Raw genomic sequence first — 20,314 nt, 5'->3', positions numbered from 1 at the left:
GTGTGCATAGTCATACTTCATTTATAATAGACCATCTGTAATATTGCCCATACTTCGTAGTGCTCTTTTCAGACACGACCTAGTTAAACCATCTATGCGATCTCCGCTTCCTCGTCCTCCAACCTAACTGAAACGAGCTTGGACACGCCGCCCTCTTCCATCGTAACGCCATAGAGAACGTCAGCCTCCTCCATCGTACCCTTGCGGTGTGTCACCACGATAAACTGGGTTTGTTCGGAGAATTCACGTAGATATTGAGCAAATCGAACAACGTTCGCTTCATCCAGTGCAGCTTCAACTTCATCAAGAACACAAAACGGCACGGGTTTAACATGCAGGATGGCAAACAACAATGCCATGGCTGTGAGCGCTCGCTCTCCCCCGGACAATAGCTGCAAATTTTGCAGCTTTTTGCCTGGCGGCTGAGCGACGATATCTATTCCCGTATCCAGCATTCGCTCAGGATCCATTAGGACGAGATCCGCGCGTCCACCACCAAATAATTTGGAGAATACGGTGCCGAATTCACGGCGAATCGCATCAAACGTTGATTTGAAACGCTTAGCCATCTCGTCTTCCATCTCACGGATAACTTGATACAAGGTTGTTTTGGCCTCGACCAGGTCATTCTTCTGTTCACTGAGGAATTCATAACGTTCATTGACACGCTGGAATTCTTCAATCGCTCCCAGATTGACCTCACCAAGCGCAGATATACTTCGTTTGAGCTTCTGTACCTCAGCCTGTGTGCTTTCTACATCCTCTGGTACAGGATAACGCTCTTTAGCTAGCTCATATCCGAGCTCATATTCATCGGTCAATTTACGCAAAATATTTTCGAGCTCAACATCAAGCCTGTTCACGGAAATCTCGGTCTGACGCATCTGCTCTTCCACTGCTTTGAGCTGTGTGCGCTGTTCCTTTGTTTCACTTTCCGCAAGCTCTAGCTTCTTCGACAATTGACTTCGAGCAGCACGCTTGAAATCAAGCTCCTGAGAAGCTTCTGCTTTCTTCATCTTGTACTCGTTCAGATTCTCAATCTGCGTAACGCTCTCAAGTTGTGTTTTCTTCAGATCCGCTTCCATCGAGGCAAGCAAGGTACGATTCTGACGAAGTTCCTTCACAAGTGACTCGACTTCTCGTTCCAAACGGCGTAGCTGCTCTTCATTGGAATAACGCTCTTGATCCAGCTTACCTTCCCGCACTTTCAGTTCTGTCAATTGGCTCTGCAATTCCTCTTTGGCTGATTCATTGGCCTTACGCGCGAATTCAGCAGCGTGGATAGCACGATGCGTTGCCTTCTCTTCCTCTTCAAGCTGAGCAAGCTTTTGGACAGCGACCGCACGAGCATTATCCATCTCTTGAATCTCTTCTTTGAATCCACTCTTCTCTTGACCGGCTACAGCAACCTGCTCCAGTACGTGACGAAGCTCATGCTCAACCTGCTTCATTTCCATCGATGCCTGCTGTTCCGCATTACGCGTATCATCACCAGACTGTCGCAGCTCATCCAGCTTGTCCTGGCACTGCTCCAACTGAGCTTTCACATCGTCCACACTGCAATGCAATTTGACGATTTGGTTTTCGGTATCCACAATGTCTTGGTCCAACTGATCCAATTGCCGTTTACGGCTGAGCAGACTGCCGTTTTTCTTGTGCTGGCTTCCGCCTGTCATGGAACCACCTGCGTTAACCACATCGCCTTCAAGGGTTACTACCCGGAAGCGATATTGACACCGTGCAGCAATTTTGTTGGCTACCTCCAACGTTTCTGCAATGATGACATTACCAAGCAAGCTACCGATAATCGAAGCATACGTAGAGTCATATTGAACCAGATCGGCACCAATACCAACAAATCCATCCATACCTTCAATCATCGAGCGCTCATTAGCACCAATTGTACGTGGACGAATGACATCCAGCGGCAGGAATGTAGCTCTACCTAGTTGACGTTGCTTCAGAAAAGATATCGCCTGTCTGGAGACCGATTCGTTCTCCATGACGATATGTTGCACAGACGCACCCATCGCCGTCTCTACCGCAAGTTCAATCTTCTCAGGTACTTTGATCAGCTCAGCTACCGCACCATGAACCCCGCTCAGTGTACCTTTACGGGACGCCTTCAGGACTTCTTTAACACCAAGCATGAAGCCATCAAAATCATCCTGCATTTCTTTCATCGTATCACGTCTGGAAACTTGAGCTTCACGCTTCTGCTCCCATTTCCGCACGGTTCCGCGACTCTCTTCCAGCAGCTTCTGCAAGGACTGAAGTCGTTCACTCTCGGTAATGTATCCCCGCGGAGTTCACTAATTTCCTTGCCCAGACGAGCAACCTTTTTCTCAATTTCCGCCTTCCGCTGCTCTAACGTTTCCTTTTGCTCTTCCCATTTGCCCGACTCCTCGGATGCACGACTCATACGTCGCTCCAGCGTTTCTTTTTGCTGATCCACATAACGAATTTCGTTCCGTGTCTGTGCCATCTGATTCATTAATTCGAGCAAATTACCTTTGAGACTCTCCTCTTGTTGTTGACTGATACCTCCAGTCACCCCAATGAGCTTAGCCTCTTCCTCGGACAGGCTGTTTCTCACTTCCGTAAGTTCTTTCTCCAGCTTAGCGAACTTCTCACGAAGGGAGAGCAACTCAGCCTCACGCTCGCGGTGCTTTTCTTCACTGGCTGCAACGGTCACGGTCAATTGCTCATGGTTCGTTTGCAGATTGCGAGCTCGTTCTTTCAATAATTCTCTGTGCCCTTCACTCTTCTCGGTTGCTTCACTGAATTGCAGGAGCTCCGATTGCAGTCGCTCCGTCTCAGCTTCGAGCGTACGTAACGCATTACGATCGCTCTCTAGCTTTGCATCATGTGTGGAGACAATTGCAGAGAGACCAACCTCTTCCTGTTTTAACGATTGTAAACGTTCATTAGCCTTGCTCCAGGAAGCATGGATTTGTTCAATCTGATACACATACATCGAAATTTCTTGAGATTTCAACTGACTCCGTAATTCCTTATAGTGAATTGCCTTCTCCGACTGTTCTCTGAGCGGGCCAATCTGATCTTCTAGTTCAGTAACGAGGTCATGAATCCGCAGCAAATTTTGCTCTGTTTCATCCAGCTTTCGTGTAGCATCCCGTTTACGAGATTTATATTTGACGATACCAGAAGCCTCTTCGAAGATCCCCCTGCGGTCTTCTGACCGGGTGCTCAAAATCTCTTCAATTCGTCCCTGTCCAATAATCGAGTAGGCTTCTTTACCGATCCCTGTATCCATAAACAATTCTGTAATATCTTTCAAACGGCATGATTGCTTGTTAATAAAATATTCACTATCTCCGCTACGGTGTACACGACGTGTCACGGTCACCTCACCAAAATCTAAGGCAAGCGCATGATCCTCGTTATCGAGCGTTAAAGAAACTTCACCATAATTGACGGCTTTTCGCGCGTCACTACCAGCAAAAATAATATCTTCCATTTTGCCACCACGTAGTGATTTGGCGCTTTGCTCCCCCAATACCCAGCGAATTCCGTCAGATATATTACTTTTTCCACTACCGTTCGGACCCACAACCGCGGTTATGCCACGAACAAATTCCATCTCTGTTTTGTCGGCGAATGACTTGAATCCACCCAGTTCAATACGTTTAAGAAACATAGGGCTTCCCGTCACCTCCTCTTGCAAATTTCAGTTGTTGCAGCGCATATGATTGAATTAGGAGTACCCTAACCTCTCTTTACAAAAAAAAGAGCAAAAAGCAGTCCGGCTAATCATTCCGCCGGGGCGGACCCGCGGGGCTGCTCTTTGCTCTTCGTTTGTCTATGCGCTATCGGTAAAGCCTCAGGCTTCCGGAAGCTTCAATCGTTCCAGCGCTGCTGATGCAGCCTGCTGTTCAGCTTCTTTTTTGGAACGTCCTGTACCTCTGCCAAGCCGTTCTTGACCCATATGGACCTCGGAGACAAACTCCCTTTCATGGGCAGGACCCCGTTCTTCAACAATTCGATATTCCAAAGATCCCATGTTGTGATGCTGTGTGAGTTCCTGCAACTCCGTTTTGTAATCGCTCATTTGCAGCTTGCCGCCCAGAACGATTAACGGAAATACATGCTGATCCAGAAACGCCCTAACCGGTTCCAGTCCCTGATCCAGATATAATGCACCTATGAAGGATTCAAACACATCAGCTAGCAGCGCTGGCCGCGTCCGTCCTCCAGTCAGTTCCTCACCTTTTCCAAGAAGTACATACTGTCCAAAACCCAATGCTTCAGCAAATTTGACAAGGGAAGGTTCACAGACAATAGATGCCCGCAGCTTCGTTAGTTCACCTTCCGGACGGTTAGGATACAAATGATACAAGTATTCCGAAACAGTCAACTCCAATACCGCATCGCCTAGAAACTCCAAACGTTCGTTATCCTGATGTTGACTGAACCGGTGTTCGTTTACATACGAAGCATGGGTAAACGCTTGTTTTAAAAGCTGCCTGTTGTCAAATTTGATTTGAAGTTTGTGCTGTAATTGCTTCAGATCTTCACTCAAATTGAACTAGCCCCTTATGCTTCAAATTTTTTGAGAATAATGGTGGCATTGTGACCGCCGAATCCAAATGAATTGGACATTGCAATATTAACCTTCGTTTGACGTGGAACATTTGGTACATAGTCAAGGTCACATTCTGGATCTTGGTTCTCCAGATTGATCGTTGGAGCAAGTGTCTGATGTGTCAAAGACAATCCACAGATTACTGCTTCAACCCCACCAGCAGCCCCGAGCATATGACCAGTCATCGATTTAGTGGAACTCACAGCCAACTTGTACGCATGATCTCCAAACGCTTTCTTGATTGCCAGCGTCTCTGAGCGGTCACCTACAGGTGTGGATGTTCCGTGTGCATTGATGTAGTCCACTTCTTCAGGTTCAATACCTGCATTGCGAAGTGCCATCTTCATACAACGAGCTGCTCCATCTGGATCTGGTTCTGTCATGTGATGTGCATCCCCAGTCAATCCGTAACCAATGACTTCACCATAGATACGTGCACCACGTTTTTGAGCGTGTTCCAGTGATTCCAAAATCAGAATACCTGCACCCTCACCCATAACGAATCCATCACGTCCCGTATCAAACGGACGGCTAGAATGAGCTGGATCATCATTACGTGTAGACATCGCACGCATTGCACAGAAACCAGCAAGTCCAGTTGGGCGGATCGTTGCTTCAGCTCCTCCGCAGATCATTGCATCTGCATCACCGTTAGCAATCAACTTGAAGGAATCTCCAATGGAGTGTGTTCCTGTAGCACAAGCAGTTACTACGTTAATGTTCGGTCCTTTTGCACCAAGAGAGATCGACATTTGACCAGAAGCCATATTCGAAATCATCATTGGGATGAAGAAAGGGCTAACACGTTTAGGACCTTTTTGCAGCAATGCGTTATGCTGATCTTCCCAAGTACCCAATCCACCGATACCGGATCCGATTGATACGCCAAAACGCTCTGCCTCAATGTTCTCGTCAATTTTCAAGCCGCTGTCTTCCACAGCTTTGAATCCGGCAGCTACAGCAAACTGAACAAAACGATCCATTTTGCGTGCGTCCTTACGATCCATATATTCTTCCGGGTTGAAATCCTTGATTTCGGCAGCAATTTGAGTAGTATATTCACTTACATCAAATGCCTCAATCTGAGAGATTCCGGACTTACCTGCCATTAAACTTCCCCAGAACGTCTCTAAATCTTTTCCGAGCGATGTCATTACGCCCATTCCGGTAATTACTACTCTTTGTTTCAAACCGACTCACCTCTATATCGACTGCTTTACGCAAGTATTTTTGTGGAAAATCCGCAGGTGACACGTAAGAAATCAAGATGAATTCCTGACTTAACCTACGCTTCCTGCGGAATGAGAAAAACCAATGAATGATGAGAAGTCCCGCCTGTTCGAAAACAGGTGCGGGACTGAATTGACTTTAGGTATGAGATTGTATGTAGTTTACAACTTCACCTACGGTCGTGATTTTTTCTGCATCTTCATCAGAGATTTCCAAATCGAATTCATCTTCCAATTCCATGACCAATTCCACTACATCCAAAGAATCAGCACCCAAATCTTCTTTGAAAGATGCTTCAAGTGTAACTTCAGCTTCGTCTGCGCCCAAGCGGTCGACGACGATGCGTTTTACACGCTCCAATACATCGGACATCCGGTTCACCTCCTCCTTGGTATTATACGAGAATCGCAGGCAAAATGCCATAGAAGACATATGCGGCTCCCGGCCGGGGAATCCGGCCTTTTTCCGGCATTTCGGATCGTCCAGCGCCTGTTCCCCGACTATTGTTCACGTCAGGAAAGAATTACATGTACATGCCACCATCGACATGAAGTGTCTGACCTGTCATATAAGATGAAGCTTCTGATGCCAGGAATGTTACGACACCAGCAATTTCATCCGGCTGACCCAGACGGGACAATGGAATACCACTTAGCATACCATCAACCAATTCCTGGGACAGTTCTTTCGTCATATCCGTTTCAATGAAACCTGGTGCAACACAGTTCACTGTGATGCCTCGTGAAGCGAGTTCACGAGCAGATGCTTTCGTTAAACCAATCACGCCTGCTTTAGCAGCAACATAGTTGGCTTGACCTGCATTACCAAGTACACCTACAACAGAGGAAATATTAATAATTCTTCCTGAGCGCTGCTTCATCATCGGGCGCGTAACTGCCTTCAGGCAGTTAAATACACCTTTTAGATTCGTCTCAATAACCTGATCAAACTCTTCTTCTTTCATACGCATAATCAGGTTATCACGAGTAATTCCCGCATTGTTAACGAGAATATCGACATTACCCCACTCTTCAAGCGTGGCTTTGACCATCTGTTCAGCCTCATCCATCAGACCCACATTAGCCTGAACGGTAATTGCTTTGACCCCTTTGGCACGGATCGCTTCCGCTACCTCCTCAGCAGCCGCTTGGCTGCCTGCATAGTTCACGGCAACGTTGGCACCCGCCTCCGCCAGAGCAAGCGCGATACTGCGCCCAATTCCACGGGATGCACCTGTAACCAATGCATTTTTTCCTTCTAACGGTTTAGACATAATCTTTCCTCCTCTCCCAAATATAGAGTTACCACTTACCACTCCGATGACAGAACAACGTTCCGATCACTGTTATCCCCAGATTTTTTGATCCCCTTTTCTAAAGGGAAAATCTTGTGATAGCGTATGCTTCCGATGTGGCTTTCTTTAAGAAAGCTTTCAGGCAAACGCTTCGCTTCTTCACGTTTTTTTATTGCAAAGCAGCTGCCGTTGCTTCAAGTGTTTCAAGACTGTTTACGTTGTACAGTTTTACGGTTTTATCTGTCTTTTTAATTAAACCCGTTAGTACACTTCCCGAACCAATCTCGATAAACGTGTCTACACCTTGCTCAATAAGCCATGTCACACTGTCTTCCCATAATACGGGAGAATAGACCTGTTCTGTCAACAATTGTTGAACTTGTCCATCTTCTACCGGCTGTGCAGTCACATTAGCCACAACAGGAACATTAGCTGGTGCGAAAGAAACAGTTGTAAGTTTATCTGCTAGTTTCTCTGCCGCATCCTTCATCAAGGAAGAGTGGAACGGCCCACTGACTTCCAGTGCAATTGCACGTTTGCCGCCTGCTTCTTTCACACGTTCCGCTACTGCAGCAACGCCTTCTTTAACACCTGATATAACAATTTGACCTGGGCAGTTCATGTTCGCCAGTTCTACGACATGTCCACTTTCAGATACGTCAAGGCAAAGCACCCCCAGCGCTTCCCGATCCGCACCCAGTACTGCAGCCATCGCTCCCTGTCCACCTGGTACAGCCTGCTCCATGTACTGACCGCGTGCCCGGACAATACTTACCGCATCAGCAAACGACAATACGCCTGCCGCCACTAGTGCACTGTATTCTCCCAAGCTATGTCCAGCCATGTAATCCGCTTGAATTCCTTTTTCCTTAAATGCCTCAAGCCAAGCAATACTTGCTGTCAACAGAGCCGGTTGTGTATTTGATGTCTGTTTCAACTCAGTCTCCGGACCTTCAAATATCAGGTTGCTCAGCGAAAAGCCAAGCGTTTGATCAGCTACTTCAAAAATTTCTTTTGACGCTGGAACCGTCTCATACGCTTCCTTCGCCATACCTACCGCCTGTGATCCCTGACCGGGAAATACAAATGCTATTTTACTCATCAGATTCATCTCTCCAAGCTATCTAATTTACCAAACGAGTACAGATGCTCCCCATGTCAGTCCGCCGCCGAATCCAACCATCAGTACGGTATCTCCAGCTTTCATGCGTCCTTCTTCAGCAGCTTCAACCAAAGCAAGCGGGATAGAGGCCGCTGATGTGTTAGCATATTTATCTACGTTCACAACTACTTTTTCTTCTGGAAGATCCAGTCGCTGCATCGCGGATTGAATGATACGAATATTAGCTTGATGCGGAACAAACAAATCTACGTCTGAGCGATCCATACCTGCTTTGTTCAACACTTCTAGCGTAGCCGTTCCCATAACACGTACCGCAAATTTGAATACTTCCCGACCATTCATGTAGATGTAATGCTTTTTGTTCTCAATAGTCTCTGCAGAAGCCGGTAAACGTGAACCTCCACCTTCCAGTTGAAGCAGGCTACCGCCCGCACCTTCAGCACCAAGATCAAATGATTTGAATCCACGGCCTTCAGGCACTTCCCCAACGATTACCGCGCCTGCGCCATCTCCGAACAGTACACAGGTATTCCGATCCGTGTAATCCGTAATACGAGACAGACAGTCTGCACCAATAACAAGTGCATTATTGTAAAGACCACTTTTGATAAAGCTTGTTGCTGTCGCAAGTCCATATACAAAACCAGAGCAAGCAGCAGACAGGTCAAACGCAGCTGCACCTTTAGCGCCTAATTTATCTTGAAGAATACAAGCAGTAGAAGGGAAAGCAGAATCTGGTGTAATCGTTGCAACGATGATTAGATCCAAATCGCTACCTGTCATACCCGCAGATTCCAAAGCCTTGATCGCTGCTTCATATGCCAGATCCGAAGTGGCTTGATCCGGTGCAGCGATGTGACGCTCTTTGATTCCTGTTCGACTGACAATCCACTCGTCATTTGTATCTACCATTTTTTCAAGATCGCTGTTTGTCAAAATTTTCTCAGGCACATATTTCCCCGTACCAATAACCCCAACCGGGCGCAAATTATTCATGTCGTCACTCACTTCCCGCTAATTTCCTTAGATATGCTCTCCACTAGCTGATTCTGTACTGCGATCCGTGCTTGACGCACTGCATTTTTGATCGCATTCCCATCGGCCGACCCATGACTCTTAACAACCAGTCTGCTTAAACCGAGAAGCGGCGCGCCGCCATGCTCGGTATAATCCAGTTTCCGTTTCAGACCTCTCAGCTCAGGCATAAGCACAGCAGCAGCCAATTTGCTTTTGAGTGACGATGAGAACTGTTCTTTGAGCAGAGTAAAAATGGCACCTGCTGTGCCTTCCAGCGATTTTAACAATATATTTCCTGCAAACCCGTCGCAGACAAGCACATCACATGCACCTGTCAGTACGTCACGAGCTTCAACATTTCCTACAAAACGAATCGGTAACTGCTCCAGCAAAGGATAGGCATGTTTCGTGAGTTCGTTTCCTTTACCAGGCTCTGTACCTACATTCAACAAACCCACTCGCGGTGAGTCAACACCTTGAACCTTCTGTCTATACAAGCTACCCATAAGTCCATACTGCGCAAGATGCTCTGGCTTCGCATCCATGTTAGCGCCAAGATCCAATGCAAGTACACCTACATCATCAATCGTTGGAATCATCGGTGCGAGTGCTGGACGCTCGATGCCATCCATGCGACCTACAACTAGTAATCCGGTTGTCATGAGTGCTCCGGTATTGCCCGCAGAGATCATGGCATCTGCTTCACCTTCCTTCAGCATCCTTCCGGCTACGACCATGGAAGCATCCTTTTTACGGCGGACAGCTCTCACAGGTTCATCATCCGAACCGATAACTTCAGAAGCATGACGAATGGACAGATTCGCAGGCTTAACCGCAGCTTGACTCAGAAGCGGTTCAATTTGGGCTTCGTCGCCAACCAGAACGATCTGTGTATCCGTCCATTCTGTGGCGGCTGCAATCGCCCCTTCGACCGTTGCCGCAGGGGCATTATCGCCTCCCATAGCATCAATGACAATCTTCATACCAGTTGACCTCCCTCTACGCTGTCTTCTCCACCCGAACGGTAGATAACAAAGTTGCCTTGGAACACCATTTCTTCCCCCACATAAGTGAACACTTCCACTTTGGCTTTTCCCTTTTGACCTGAGATTGATCTGACATAGGCCTTGGCAATACATTTCTCAGCCAGATGAACAGAACGCACAAAACGAATGTCTGCCGATGCAGTCAATGCGATCTCATCATTAATCACCGCTACAGCAAGGGAGTTCGCCTGGGCAAAAACATAGTGACCACGAGCAATACCCGTTCTGGAAAAGACATGCTCTTCCTTAATCTCAAACAAGGAGATTCCACTCTTGTCCAACTGCAAGTCTACAATATCACCGATAATCTCATGCAGAGGCAAAGAGCGAACCTGATCGTATGAGCGCTCTGCCATTAGTTTCATCCGTTCCCGAAGCTCAGGTATGCCAAGCTCCAGCCTGTCGAGACGAATCGTCTGAATACTCACTTTTAACTGTCGTGTAAGCTCCTGATCCGTCACAAACGGGTTGTCTTCGATCATTTTGGTCAACTGTTGCTGCCTCTGTCTTTTCGGTACACGTTCGATGCCTGACACCCCCAGCTATATCGTTTACGGAACCGCCCATCCGGTCAGTTCTATCCTTGATGCTTATTACTCTATAATTACGCCCGAACTTCAGGGCCTTTCTTCGTACAAGTTATAACTCATATCTATGTAACGTCAAATCTTAGAACCTGGTACTAAACTATAGTATATCTCATCCTGTGTCAAAAAGAAAGGCTGATCCATCAAAAACAATCCGTTATTCTGAAGCTTCGCTCCACCCGCCCGTATTATACGAAACCCTTGTCCTATACCGAAAAAATATCTATATAGCTTGAACTAGACATTTGACAGAAGCAACGCGGATAGAAGTAATGTGAAGCAACAAAGCGTCTAAGCTCCATCCCTACAAAAAAATGAAAAAGAAAAAGTAGCACTCCACCGAAATGAAGTACTACTTATTAGCTAGCTATTATTGAGAGATGATCTCTCTTGCTTTGTACGTTCCGCACACTTTGCAAACGTGGTGACTAAGTTTCAGTTCGCCACATTGCTCACATTTCACCATGCCCGGTACAGCCAATTTAAAGTGAGTGCGACGTTTGTCGCGACGCGTCTTGGACGTTCTCCGTTGAGGTACTGCCATTATTCCCACCTCCTTATCAAAATCAACCTTTGCAGGTAGTTGTTACGTTCGATTTTCAATCATGCTCATTTAAAAAAATCCTTGAGCCCTGCAAGCCGCGGGTCGATAACTTCGTTATCACAACCGCAGTCACCTTCGTTCAACTCGTGGCCACACTTAGGGCATAACCCTTTGCATGTATCGCTACAGAGCGGTACAAACGGAAGATGTAGCAGAAAAGTTCCCTCGGCATAAACCTTCAGATCAACGCTATCTTCATCCACATAGAAAGTATCGTCGTCTTCGTGCAATTCCTCTGGTTGTTTTCCCTGCTTGAATTGCTCATGAAAATCAATATGAAAATGTTCATTAATCGGCTTAAGACATCTGGAGCATAACATGTCCGCTCCTGCTGTCAGCTTGCCATGAACATCCACAACGTTTCCCTCTTTCTGTTCTGCAGATAAATCCGCAGTCAGCGGGGTAACGGCTGTGATATCTTGTCGGTTAGAAACCAGTTCCATAACATCCCACTGTTCATTGAACTGTAGGGGACGATCACTGGTTGCCACTTTGCGAAATGGCATTAACATTTCCATCACTCCAAACGAAACCAATCTCATAATTGTTGTCAAACGCATTACGACATGTATACAGATCAAGCTGAGGTATAAGCACTTCATTTCCTGACTGTATGTATTCTGACGCTATATCATTAAAACTATTATGAAATTGACTTAACAAACAAAAATCATTATACCGATTTTCCAAGAGGTTTGTCAACACTTTTAACTTTACACCCTTTTTTATAACCGATGTTCTCCAACCGAACACACACATTGAAACATTATAGGCTTACTTCACGCGAACTACAAGCATCTATTGCATGAATAACCGGTCACAATTCGTTGATAATTAGTGTGATCTATATCACACGACCCTCCATGCTCCGTATCTATACTTGTTGTAAACCGAGGCACATTAAGCATGCATGACGGATTTATTCTACTATTTTAAGTGAATGTAGTGATCGTGCAATAAGAAAACGGAATGCAGCTAAACATGGAGCTTACGGATATTGTGCAACTATTATAGAGAACGAACGTGGTGTAATGGAGATGAAGAAAATCTTCTTCGACCACATCCGCTTCTGTTTTTTCCAAACTAAATACTTACGACGACGCTAGTGAAGCCGCTTAGCAGACTACGTGACAACCTGCTTTTTTTTGCTAATTAGATTCTAATAGTGCGTGTTCAAAAAGAGCGGTTTTCAGTACCAAGAAGATGGGATGAAGATAGAAATGGAGTAGCGGAGCGTAGGCAAAACTACGTGAGCAACGGACATTTCGGCTGAATCCCATATAGGGCGCTGAGATGCCTCAAGGCATCCTTCGTAATCAAAAGCGGACTTTTTGAACAACCTCTAATACGTTCATCTTATTATCGGGAGGGAATTTCATGTTAAGTGAAAACACGATTAAGGTCATCCAATCCACAGTCCCTGTGCTCGAAGTGCACGGTGAAGCCATTACCCGAAATTTTTATCAAACGATGTTCACCGCGCATCCAGAACTGTTGAATATATTCAACCACGCTAACCAGAAACAGGGACGGCAACAGGCAGCCCTTGCAAACATGGTATATACCGCTGCCTTGCATATCGACAATCTCGCTGCCATCTTACCTGCGGTACGCCAAGTCGCTCATAAACACCGTAGCCTTGGCATCGTTCCCGAGCAGTATGCCATCGTTGGTACGTATCTGCTTCAAGCGATCAAAGACGTGCTCGGGGATGCAGCAACCGATGAAATCATAACGGCATGGGGTGAAGCCTACCAAGTCATTGCAGATGCCTTTATCGGAATTGAACAGGATATGTATGCTACAGCAGAGAAACAAACGGGCGGCTGGGAAGGCTTCCGTTCGTTCAAAGTGGCGAAGAAGGTGCAAGAGAGCGACATCATTACTTCCTTCTACCTGTATCCAGAGGATGGTCTGCCCATCGCCAGCCATGAACCGGGACAATATATCAGTATCAGAATCCATCCAGAGGGACAACAATTCACCCAGATACGTCAGTATAGCCTTTCTGATGCTCCTGATAAACCTTATTACCGTATTTCTGTCAAAAGAGAACAGGGTTCCATGGATCGTCCAGATGGGGTGATCTCCACATATCTTCATGAACACATTGTAGAAGGCTCTATTGTCGAGTTATCAGCTCCGGCTGGCGATTTTACGCTTCATGCAGAAGACTCAAGCCCTATTGTACTCCTTAGTGGCGGAGTGGGTATTACGCCAATGATTAGTATGCTGAATACCCTTATGCAAAAGGGAGATAAACGTCCAATCACATTTATACATGCCAATGTAGATAGCGCCAACCACGCGTTCCGAGAACACGTAAACCTACTAGCTGAGAACAATGATAATGTTCGTGCTTATTATTGTTACACCCAACCGAGCAGCTCAGATCGCGATATCTCATGTTATCACAAGGAAGGTTACATGGATGCCGACTGGCTTCGTCAGATCATAGACAACTTGGATGCAACATTTTACATGTGTGGATCTGTCCCATTCATGCAGAGCGTCTATGCAGCACTAGATGAAATTGGCGTATCACCTGACCAGATCCATTATGAATTTTTTGGTCCAAAGGTACAGCTCGTCCCTTCTGTAGAAGGTGTATAACGTATAAACTTGCGATTTCACAATAAAATGACGGGCTAACCCTTCAAAAGGCATGCTTAAGCATCTTACGATGCGAGAGTGATGCCTTTTTTTGCAATGTTTGTGGCGGCCTTTGATTTGATCATCCGACCCACCTAGCCTATTATGGTAAAAGATGAATGCCCCCTAATGTGAATTGAACCAAACGTTAGATGCGCATGTTGAAAAGAGTTTCTTAGTTTCTGGAAAAGGAGTGTACCTTACATATGAAGGCCGTTGGTGTCATTGTTGAATATAATCCGCTGCATAACGGGCATGTCTATCATTTAAGCGAGGCCCGGCGACTTAGCGGTGCAGATGCCGTCGTTGCTGTGATGAGCGGCCCTTTCCTCCAACGCGGCGAACCCGCCATCGTAGGTAAAAGGGCACGCACCGAGATGGCGCTTCATGCTGGCGCCGATCTCGTGGTTGAACTGCCGGTTGCCTATGCCGTACAACCGGCGGAGTGGTTTGCGTATGGTGCGGTGGCATTGCTGCACCATACCGGGGTTGTCGACTCGCTCTGCTTCGGCAGCGAGTCGGGGGACCTGGACAGCCTGCAGCGCATTGCGCGCGTGCTGGCTGTAGAGCCCGCAGGGCTGCGCGAGGATATCGCGCGCCGCCTGCGGGAGGGCGCCAGCTACCCCGCCGCGTACGCAGGCGCGGCGACGGCACTGGCGCCTGGCGGCGTCGATGCTCGCGACGCCGCTGCACTGCTGGAGCAGCCCAACAATTCGCTTGGGCTGCACTACCTGATCGCGCTGGAACGGTTAGGCAGCGCGATCCAGCCCTTTACCGCGGCGCGTACCGGTGCCGCGTATCACGAGGCGACGCCCGGGCCTGGGGCGATCGCCAGTGCAACAGCCGTCCGCCGCCTGTTAATGGCGGACGAGCCCGAAGCCGCCGCGCAGTACGTGCCGGCGGCAACTCTTGCCATTCTCCAGCGGGAATGGCAAACCCGGCGCGCTCCCGTGGACTGGGAGCGCTTTGTCCAGCCGCTGTTGCACATCGCGGCGACCCGCCGTGCCTCCGAGCTAGCCAGCATCGCCGAGGTCACGGAAGGACTAGAGCATCGGCTGATCCGTACCCTGTCTCAGCTGGCGGAGCCTTCAGTTGATGCCTTGCTTAGTGCATTGAAGACCAAGCGGTATACGCGGACGAAGCTGCAACGGATGTTAACACATGTGCTGTTAAATCATACTAAGGCTGAGTTATCCCCAGCATCTTGGCTGAAGGGCCAGGCTACCTTCGAATCCTTGGCTTCAGCTCGAAAGGTCAGAGCCTGCTCAAACAAATGAAACGTTCCGCATCTCTACCCGTCGTGATTAAGCCATCTACCTTTAGTCACAGCCAGCTTGAACTGGATATACAGGCTCAGGCAGCATATGCCCTCGCTTACGCTGACAAAGACACAAGAACGATGTACAGCGACTATTTTGATCCACCAATAAGATACTAAATAGGAATATAAGCATACTCAATCTGCGGGATATTCTATCATTGAGGATATGTAACTACAACCGATTGAGCTTACCAAAGACATTCAGTTCCTAAATACCGTTATACTTCGGTTAACCCCTTGTTGTTACAGGAACTAACGGTTCGATAATCATGTCTGAAAGCCCTTGGTCAAAATCAGAGTTATACTGTGCTCAACAGCCAAAAAACCTTCCACTGTAGCAGGCGAATTCTGCTCAATGGAAGGTTTTTTTGATCAGGCAAAGCCTATTCATGAACGAGCCTCTCTCCCTACACCGTCTCGTCGCTGTAAACGAATCTGAGAGACCTTATTCCGTCATTTCACAACGAATGGAAATGGTAACGAACCTGAGAAACGTTATATTGCAAAATACCACGGAATGAACCTAATTCTCGCGTCCAAAAGGCTCATTAGCGTGTCTACGATTTGTTAGCATCTCCTGAATGCCATTTTTCCGTGAATAACGCCGACTGAGTTCGTTAGAACTAGTACATCATTGAGAGTCGTGACTTCAAAGCTCACACTCACTTAAGAGCACGAGCACCGCCTATTTCCCCCGCCCCTACCCTACTACTTTTCCTTGACGTCCCTCTGCATGCCTACGCAGAATATCCTTGCTTGGAATTATATTCATCAGACACCGCTTTCTTCAATGATCCCCATCCTCAATACACCCTAATCAGTTTCTATTCACACCATCTGAATTACAGCACATCTTGCCTTTCTTGGCGCGTCCAGATGCTCATTCGTACCATCAGATCTACTTACAAACTTGAGCATTGGTACGATATTCCGCCCAATCAAGGCACAAAAAAACATGGTCTTTTGGAGGTAGTGGGAGAACAGTTTTTTGTACGGGGTTGATCATCCTAAAAGAGCTACGTTCTCCCGGTCCCACCATCGTAAAACGACTATAAAAAAAAGGCCAACCAGTAATGACTGGCTAACCTGATAATACGAAAAGAGGCTATCCATAACCTCTCATGTAAACAACTCGCTATCCCTAATTAAGACTTCACAGATAACGTTTTTAGGTAAGCCAGTGCATCGTCAACGCTACTGACCGGAACCAGCTTCATTTGTGTATCAATTTGTTTTGCCTTCGCTTCGGCTTCCTTATAATTATCTTTGGGTACGAAGAAAATCTCCGCGTCCTTCCGATCCGCAGCCACAATTTTGTGAATCACGCCCCCGATTGGACCAACCGTACCATCCTTTGTGATCGTACCCGTACCTGCGATACGATGACCTTTGGTCAGGTCACCAGCCGTCAATTGGTTATAGATCTCCAGTGTGAACATTAACCCTGCAGACGGCCCTCCTACTTGCGTGCTTGTAAATGTGATCTGTTTATCGGGGTCCTCCGGCTTCACTTTCTGAACCGTACCAATCATCACACCTAAGCCTGGACGCTTTTCCCCTGTTTTGTTGTCGGTCACTTCTACAAGTTGAATCTCACGGCTAATCGTTTCTCCGCCACGCTCCAATTGCATTTCAACCGTATCTCCTGGTTTTCTTCCCTTTAGTTGGGCAGATAAAATCGTATTATCAGGTGTTGCTGTTCCATCCACACCCAAAATAGTATCGCCAGGTAAAATATCCCCTTGCGGTTTAGGATCCTGTGACAGTCCAAATACAAAGATGTGCTCAGGAACGATAGAGTATTTGATTCCAGCCTTTTCATAAGCCGCTTCCATCGCGGAGGATTGAGAATCACTCATGAACCACACTTGTTCTGCAGAGTATTCTGCTTCACTTTTGCCACGTAATCGATCTTCTTTTTTATCGATTTGTGCATTTCGATTAAACAAGGACGTTCCGAGTAGAAATACGTTGGCATATGTAGCCGACACCGTCGTCATCATAAACACTCCGTTTTCTTCCTTATCCCCACCCTTGACCGTTACCATCGGTTTAATTTCATCTGCACTGCCAGGCAGATAAATGATATACGGCGTTGGCATGTATACTGCAACATAGAGAATCAGAGCTACCACGATCACAAAGATCGACGCTTTGAAACCCCCAGATTTCCGAATCCGATTCATCGCATGAGCCCCCGTTCTTTACGTTTCTTAAATATTTATAAGTCTAACACTCTCGTCAACTTGCATACAATGGTACAGGCCGGATAGGCCGCTGTGAGCAGCCGCTTGTCCGGTCAAGGCCGAACCGTCTACGGACGCCATTCGGCCGTCCACATCCATCCAACAGCCCGAGTGTAAACGCGGCGCTATATCCTATGAGGTGAATTGATGAATATGCAGACCGAGGTTACCCGTTCGGGCCTGTTACGAACCATTTTTCTAAGTAGTGGTGCAATGTTGCTAGTTGTCGCCGTTGTATTATCTCCCAAAGAAGCCTTCGATGCTTCCATTCAAGGGCTCGATATTTGGTGGAAAATTATTTTCCCCGCCATGCTGCCTTTCCTCATGCTTGCCCAGATGTTAACCGCATTTGGGTTTACCGATGCACTCGGCGTTCTGCTCGGGCCACTCATGCAGCGTTTGTTTCGGTTACCCGGTCAGGCTGGACTGGCTATAGCTGTGGGCATGTGTGGTGGCTTTCCTGCAGGAGCTGATACAGCTGCACGGCTTGTACAAGATCGACAAATAACCGCCAAACAGGCGGGTGTCTTGGCAGCCGTTGCTCATTTCTCCAATCCAATGATGATTATCATCGTCTTGGGTGCAGCTTTTCTTCATCAGCCTGCTGCTGGATACTTTCTTCTCGGTATACATTGGATTAGCGGATGGATTGCCGCCATGATCGGTATTCGCCTATTGCCTGTAGGTCGGGCAGCAAGCATTGGCACAAGCTCGTCCTCAGATGTATCACCAAATCTTTCAGAACCAGCACATACACAAGCACATCCCATTTCCTCTTCCAAAAAGCCTGTCGTTCCCCGCCATACACTTTGGCAGCGTATGAACCTTGCCGCTCGCGAGGCTCGTAGCCGTGATGGACGGGGATTCGGTAAGCTTCTTGGTGATACGGTCTCCCAAGCCGTTCAGACCTTGATGATGACCGGAGGATTTATGATTGTATTTGCGGTGTTTATTCGACTGCTGAGCCTATATCTTACGCCAGGTGCTTCCGTTTCCTTATGGTCATCGCTGCTGGAAATCCATCTCGGAATCTACCATCTAAGTCAAACCTCTCTGGCTCCTGTAGTTATGATCGCTCTCGTTGCAGCCGTATTAGGCTGGGGCGGCCTTTGCTCCCATTTACAAGTCTCTGCCGTTCTAAAATCAGTCGGGCTTGCGACAAGGAATATGATTGACTTTATAGCCATACGACTCTTACACGCACTGATCGCTTTCGCCATGAGTCTTGTTCTATGGACACCTTTTAGTCGATACAGTACAGAGATCTGGACTACGTTTCAAACGACCACAAACATTGGATTGCCAGCTGCACCGCAATGGTTTTCCCTGTTCAGTAGCAGTTCTAGCCTAGCGTTACTTGGGTACGCCATTCCGGTAGCAATGGTCAGTCTTGCTCTGCTACTTGTAATTATGATCAGTCTTTCAGGGCTGACGCGTTGGTTTAACGAGCGTTCTTCTCGCTAATCTTCTGACGTAGCGCAGCTTCCACTTCAGGGGATACCAGATCCGTTACATCTCCATTGTAATGCGCAATTTCTTTTACAATACTGGAGCTGAGATACGAATACTTCGGATTTGTCATCATGAAAATGGTCTCCGCATCTGGATTCAATTTACTATTGGTGGAAGCGAGTTGCAGTTCGTATTCAAAATCAGTGACCGAGCGAATACCTCGCACGATAACTTGCGCTTCTTTTTGGCGTACATAATTGGCCGTTAGATCGCGGAAGCTATCCACCTCAACATTAGGCAGATGACGCGTCACTTCCGTAATTAATTGCTTGCGCTCCTCCACCGTAAACAGTGGGTTTTTGCTCATATTATTCAGTACCGCAACAATCACACGGTCAAATTGCTTCGATGCTCTAGCAATAATGTCCAGATGTCCCATCGTTACAGGATCAAAACTACCTGGATAAACGGCAATCCGTTCTTGACGATGTATCATTTCACTCATGGAGATCCTCCTCTTCCGCTGTGCTGGATTCTCCATCTTCGGATGCATGAGGTGCATAATGATAAATGGAAACCGCAGTTTCCCCGTACAATGCTTTGCGCGTTTGTTCAAACGGGCCGAATTGCTCAGGGTACAGATGTTTAGATTCATATTCAAGCACGATAGTCGCTTCAGGTTTAAGCAGCTCCAGTTCATGCATCGTAAGCATAAGTTCATCCCCGTTCTTCATCCGATAAGGGGGTCGAGGAACACGAGATCAAATGTGGTACTCCGCTTGGCGAGAGCCTTTAACGCCCGCCCTGCATCATTTCGATATATAGCCGCCTGATTTTCCAGCTTCGTTGCTGTCAGATTCATGCGGATGACTTCAATGCTCTTTGGTTCCAAATCAACAAAAACAGCCTTGTCCATGCCACGGCTCAGCGCCTCAATTCCGAGACCACCACTGCCCGCAAACAGATCCAATGCCGTTCCACCCTCAAAATACGGGCCAATCATACTAAATAACGCTTCCTTCACCTTGTCGGTGGTCGGCCGCGTTCCTGTGCCAGGAACCGCCTTCAACGGTCTACCTTTTGCACTTCCAGATACCACTCTCACGAATGAGTCACCTATTCTCTCTATGTAAGTT

General features: G+C 47.2%; 14 protein-coding genes and 3 pseudogenes. 3 read left to right on the top strand and 14 right to left on the bottom strand.

Annotated features, from left to right (window positions below):
• Positions 1–92: 92 nt before the first annotated feature.
• The 11 genes and pseudogenes from smc to DMB88_RS10885 all read right to left on the bottom strand — a co-directional run bounded on the left by smc (position 93) and on the right by DMB88_RS10885 (position 12,019).
• Positions 93–3,661: pseudogene (gene smc / locus DMB88_RS10935) on the bottom strand (chromosome segregation protein SMC).
• Between the two features lie 183 nt (positions 3,662–3,844).
• The gene (gene rnc, locus DMB88_RS10930) at positions 3,845–4,543 is read right to left on the bottom strand and encodes a ribonuclease III (protein WP_128101374.1); all 699 of its coding nucleotides are present in this window, start codon (positions 4,541–4,543) and stop codon (positions 3,845–3,847) included.
• Positions 4,544–4,557: 14 nt separating this feature from the next.
• Positions 4,558–5,796, bottom strand: a complete 1,239-nt coding sequence (gene fabF / locus DMB88_RS10925) for a beta-ketoacyl-ACP synthase II (RefSeq protein WP_056700515.1) — start codon at positions 5,794–5,796, stop codon at positions 4,558–4,560.
• A gap of 178 nt (positions 5,797–5,974) precedes the next feature.
• Positions 5,975–6,208, bottom strand: a complete 234-nt coding sequence (acpP, locus tag DMB88_RS10920; RefSeq protein ID WP_024630176.1) for an acyl carrier protein — start codon at positions 6,206–6,208, stop codon at positions 5,975–5,977.
• A 151-nt stretch (positions 6,209–6,359) separates the two neighbouring features.
• The gene (gene fabG / locus DMB88_RS10915) at positions 6,360–7,109 is read right to left on the bottom strand and encodes a 3-oxoacyl-[acyl-carrier-protein] reductase (RefSeq protein ID WP_128101373.1); all 750 of its coding nucleotides are present in this window, start codon (positions 7,107–7,109) and stop codon (positions 6,360–6,362) included.
• Between the two features lie 190 nt (positions 7,110–7,299).
• Positions 7,300–8,232 carry an ACP S-malonyltransferase gene (gene fabD, locus DMB88_RS10910; protein WP_128101372.1) on the bottom strand — a complete coding sequence of 311 codons (933 nt, stop codon included), beginning with the start codon at positions 8,230–8,232 and terminating at the stop codon, positions 7,300–7,302.
• Between the two features lie 27 nt (positions 8,233–8,259).
• A complete protein-coding gene (locus DMB88_RS10905; protein ID WP_128101371.1) occupies positions 8,260–9,249 on the bottom strand; it encodes a beta-ketoacyl-ACP synthase III in 990 nt (329 codons plus the stop codon).
• Positions 9,250–9,257: 8 nt separating this feature from the next.
• Positions 9,258–10,253 carry a phosphate acyltransferase PlsX gene (gene plsX, locus DMB88_RS10900; RefSeq protein ID WP_128101370.1) on the bottom strand — a complete coding sequence of 332 codons (996 nt, stop codon included), beginning with the start codon at positions 10,251–10,253 and terminating at the stop codon, positions 9,258–9,260.
• Positions 10,250–10,843, bottom strand: a complete 594-nt coding sequence (gene fapR, locus DMB88_RS10895; RefSeq protein WP_174715340.1) for a transcription factor FapR — start codon at positions 10,841–10,843, stop codon at positions 10,250–10,252. The genes plsX and fapR overlap by 4 nt, the downstream gene beginning before the upstream one ends.
• A gap of 430 nt (positions 10,844–11,273) precedes the next feature.
• The gene (gene rpmF / locus DMB88_RS10890; RefSeq protein WP_017689233.1) at positions 11,274–11,447 is read right to left on the bottom strand and encodes a 50S ribosomal protein L32; all 174 of its coding nucleotides are present in this window, start codon (positions 11,445–11,447) and stop codon (positions 11,274–11,276) included.
• Positions 11,448–11,512: 65 nt separating this feature from the next.
• On the bottom strand, positions 11,513–12,019 hold the full coding sequence (locus tag DMB88_RS10885) for a YceD family protein (protein WP_128101368.1): 507 nt from the start codon (positions 12,017–12,019) through the stop codon (positions 11,513–11,515).
• 865 nt (positions 12,020–12,884) lie between these two features.
• Here DMB88_RS10885 and hmpA point away from each other — a divergent pair.
• Entirely contained in the window at positions 12,885–14,120 is a 1,236-nt protein-coding gene (gene hmpA, locus DMB88_RS10880) for an NO-inducible flavohemoprotein (protein ID WP_128101367.1), read from the top strand.
• Between the two features lie 245 nt (positions 14,121–14,365).
• A pseudogene (locus DMB88_RS10875) lies at positions 14,366–15,597 on the top strand (nucleotidyltransferase).
• A gap of 1,028 nt (positions 15,598–16,625) precedes the next feature.
• Here the strand turns inward: DMB88_RS10875 and DMB88_RS10870 are convergent.
• Entirely contained in the window at positions 16,626–17,666 is a 1,041-nt protein-coding gene (locus DMB88_RS10870; RefSeq protein ID WP_128101366.1) for a SepM family pheromone-processing serine protease, read from the bottom strand.
• A 207-nt stretch (positions 17,667–17,873) separates the two neighbouring features.
• On the opposite strand from DMB88_RS10870, the gene DMB88_RS10865 reads away from it, so the two are divergent.
• Positions 17,874–19,190, top strand: coding sequence for a nucleoside recognition domain-containing protein (locus DMB88_RS10865; protein ID WP_128101365.1), 1,317 nt, complete (start codon positions 17,874–17,876; stop codon positions 19,188–19,190).
• Here the strand turns inward: DMB88_RS10865 and coaD are convergent.
• Together coaD and rsmD are read right to left on the bottom strand one after the other, a co-directional pair.
• Positions 19,168–19,674, bottom strand: coding sequence for a pantetheine-phosphate adenylyltransferase (coaD, locus tag DMB88_RS10860; protein WP_056701152.1), 507 nt, complete (start codon positions 19,672–19,674; stop codon positions 19,168–19,170). The genes DMB88_RS10865 and coaD overlap by 23 nt on opposite strands.
• A gap of 1 nt (position 19,675) precedes the next feature.
• Positions 19,676–20,283: pseudogene (rsmD, locus tag DMB88_RS10855) on the bottom strand (16S rRNA (guanine(966)-N(2))-methyltransferase RsmD).
• Positions 20,284–20,314 lie beyond the last annotated feature (31 nt).

Origin of the sequence: Paenibacillus sp. DCT19 (genome assembly GCF_003268635.1) — a bacterium.
In the GTDB taxonomy this organism is placed as follows: Bacteria; Bacillota; Bacilli; order Paenibacillales; family Paenibacillaceae; genus Paenibacillus.
Note: the sequence above shows the minus strand (reverse complement) of the source record. Positions and strands in the feature narration are given on the sequence as shown.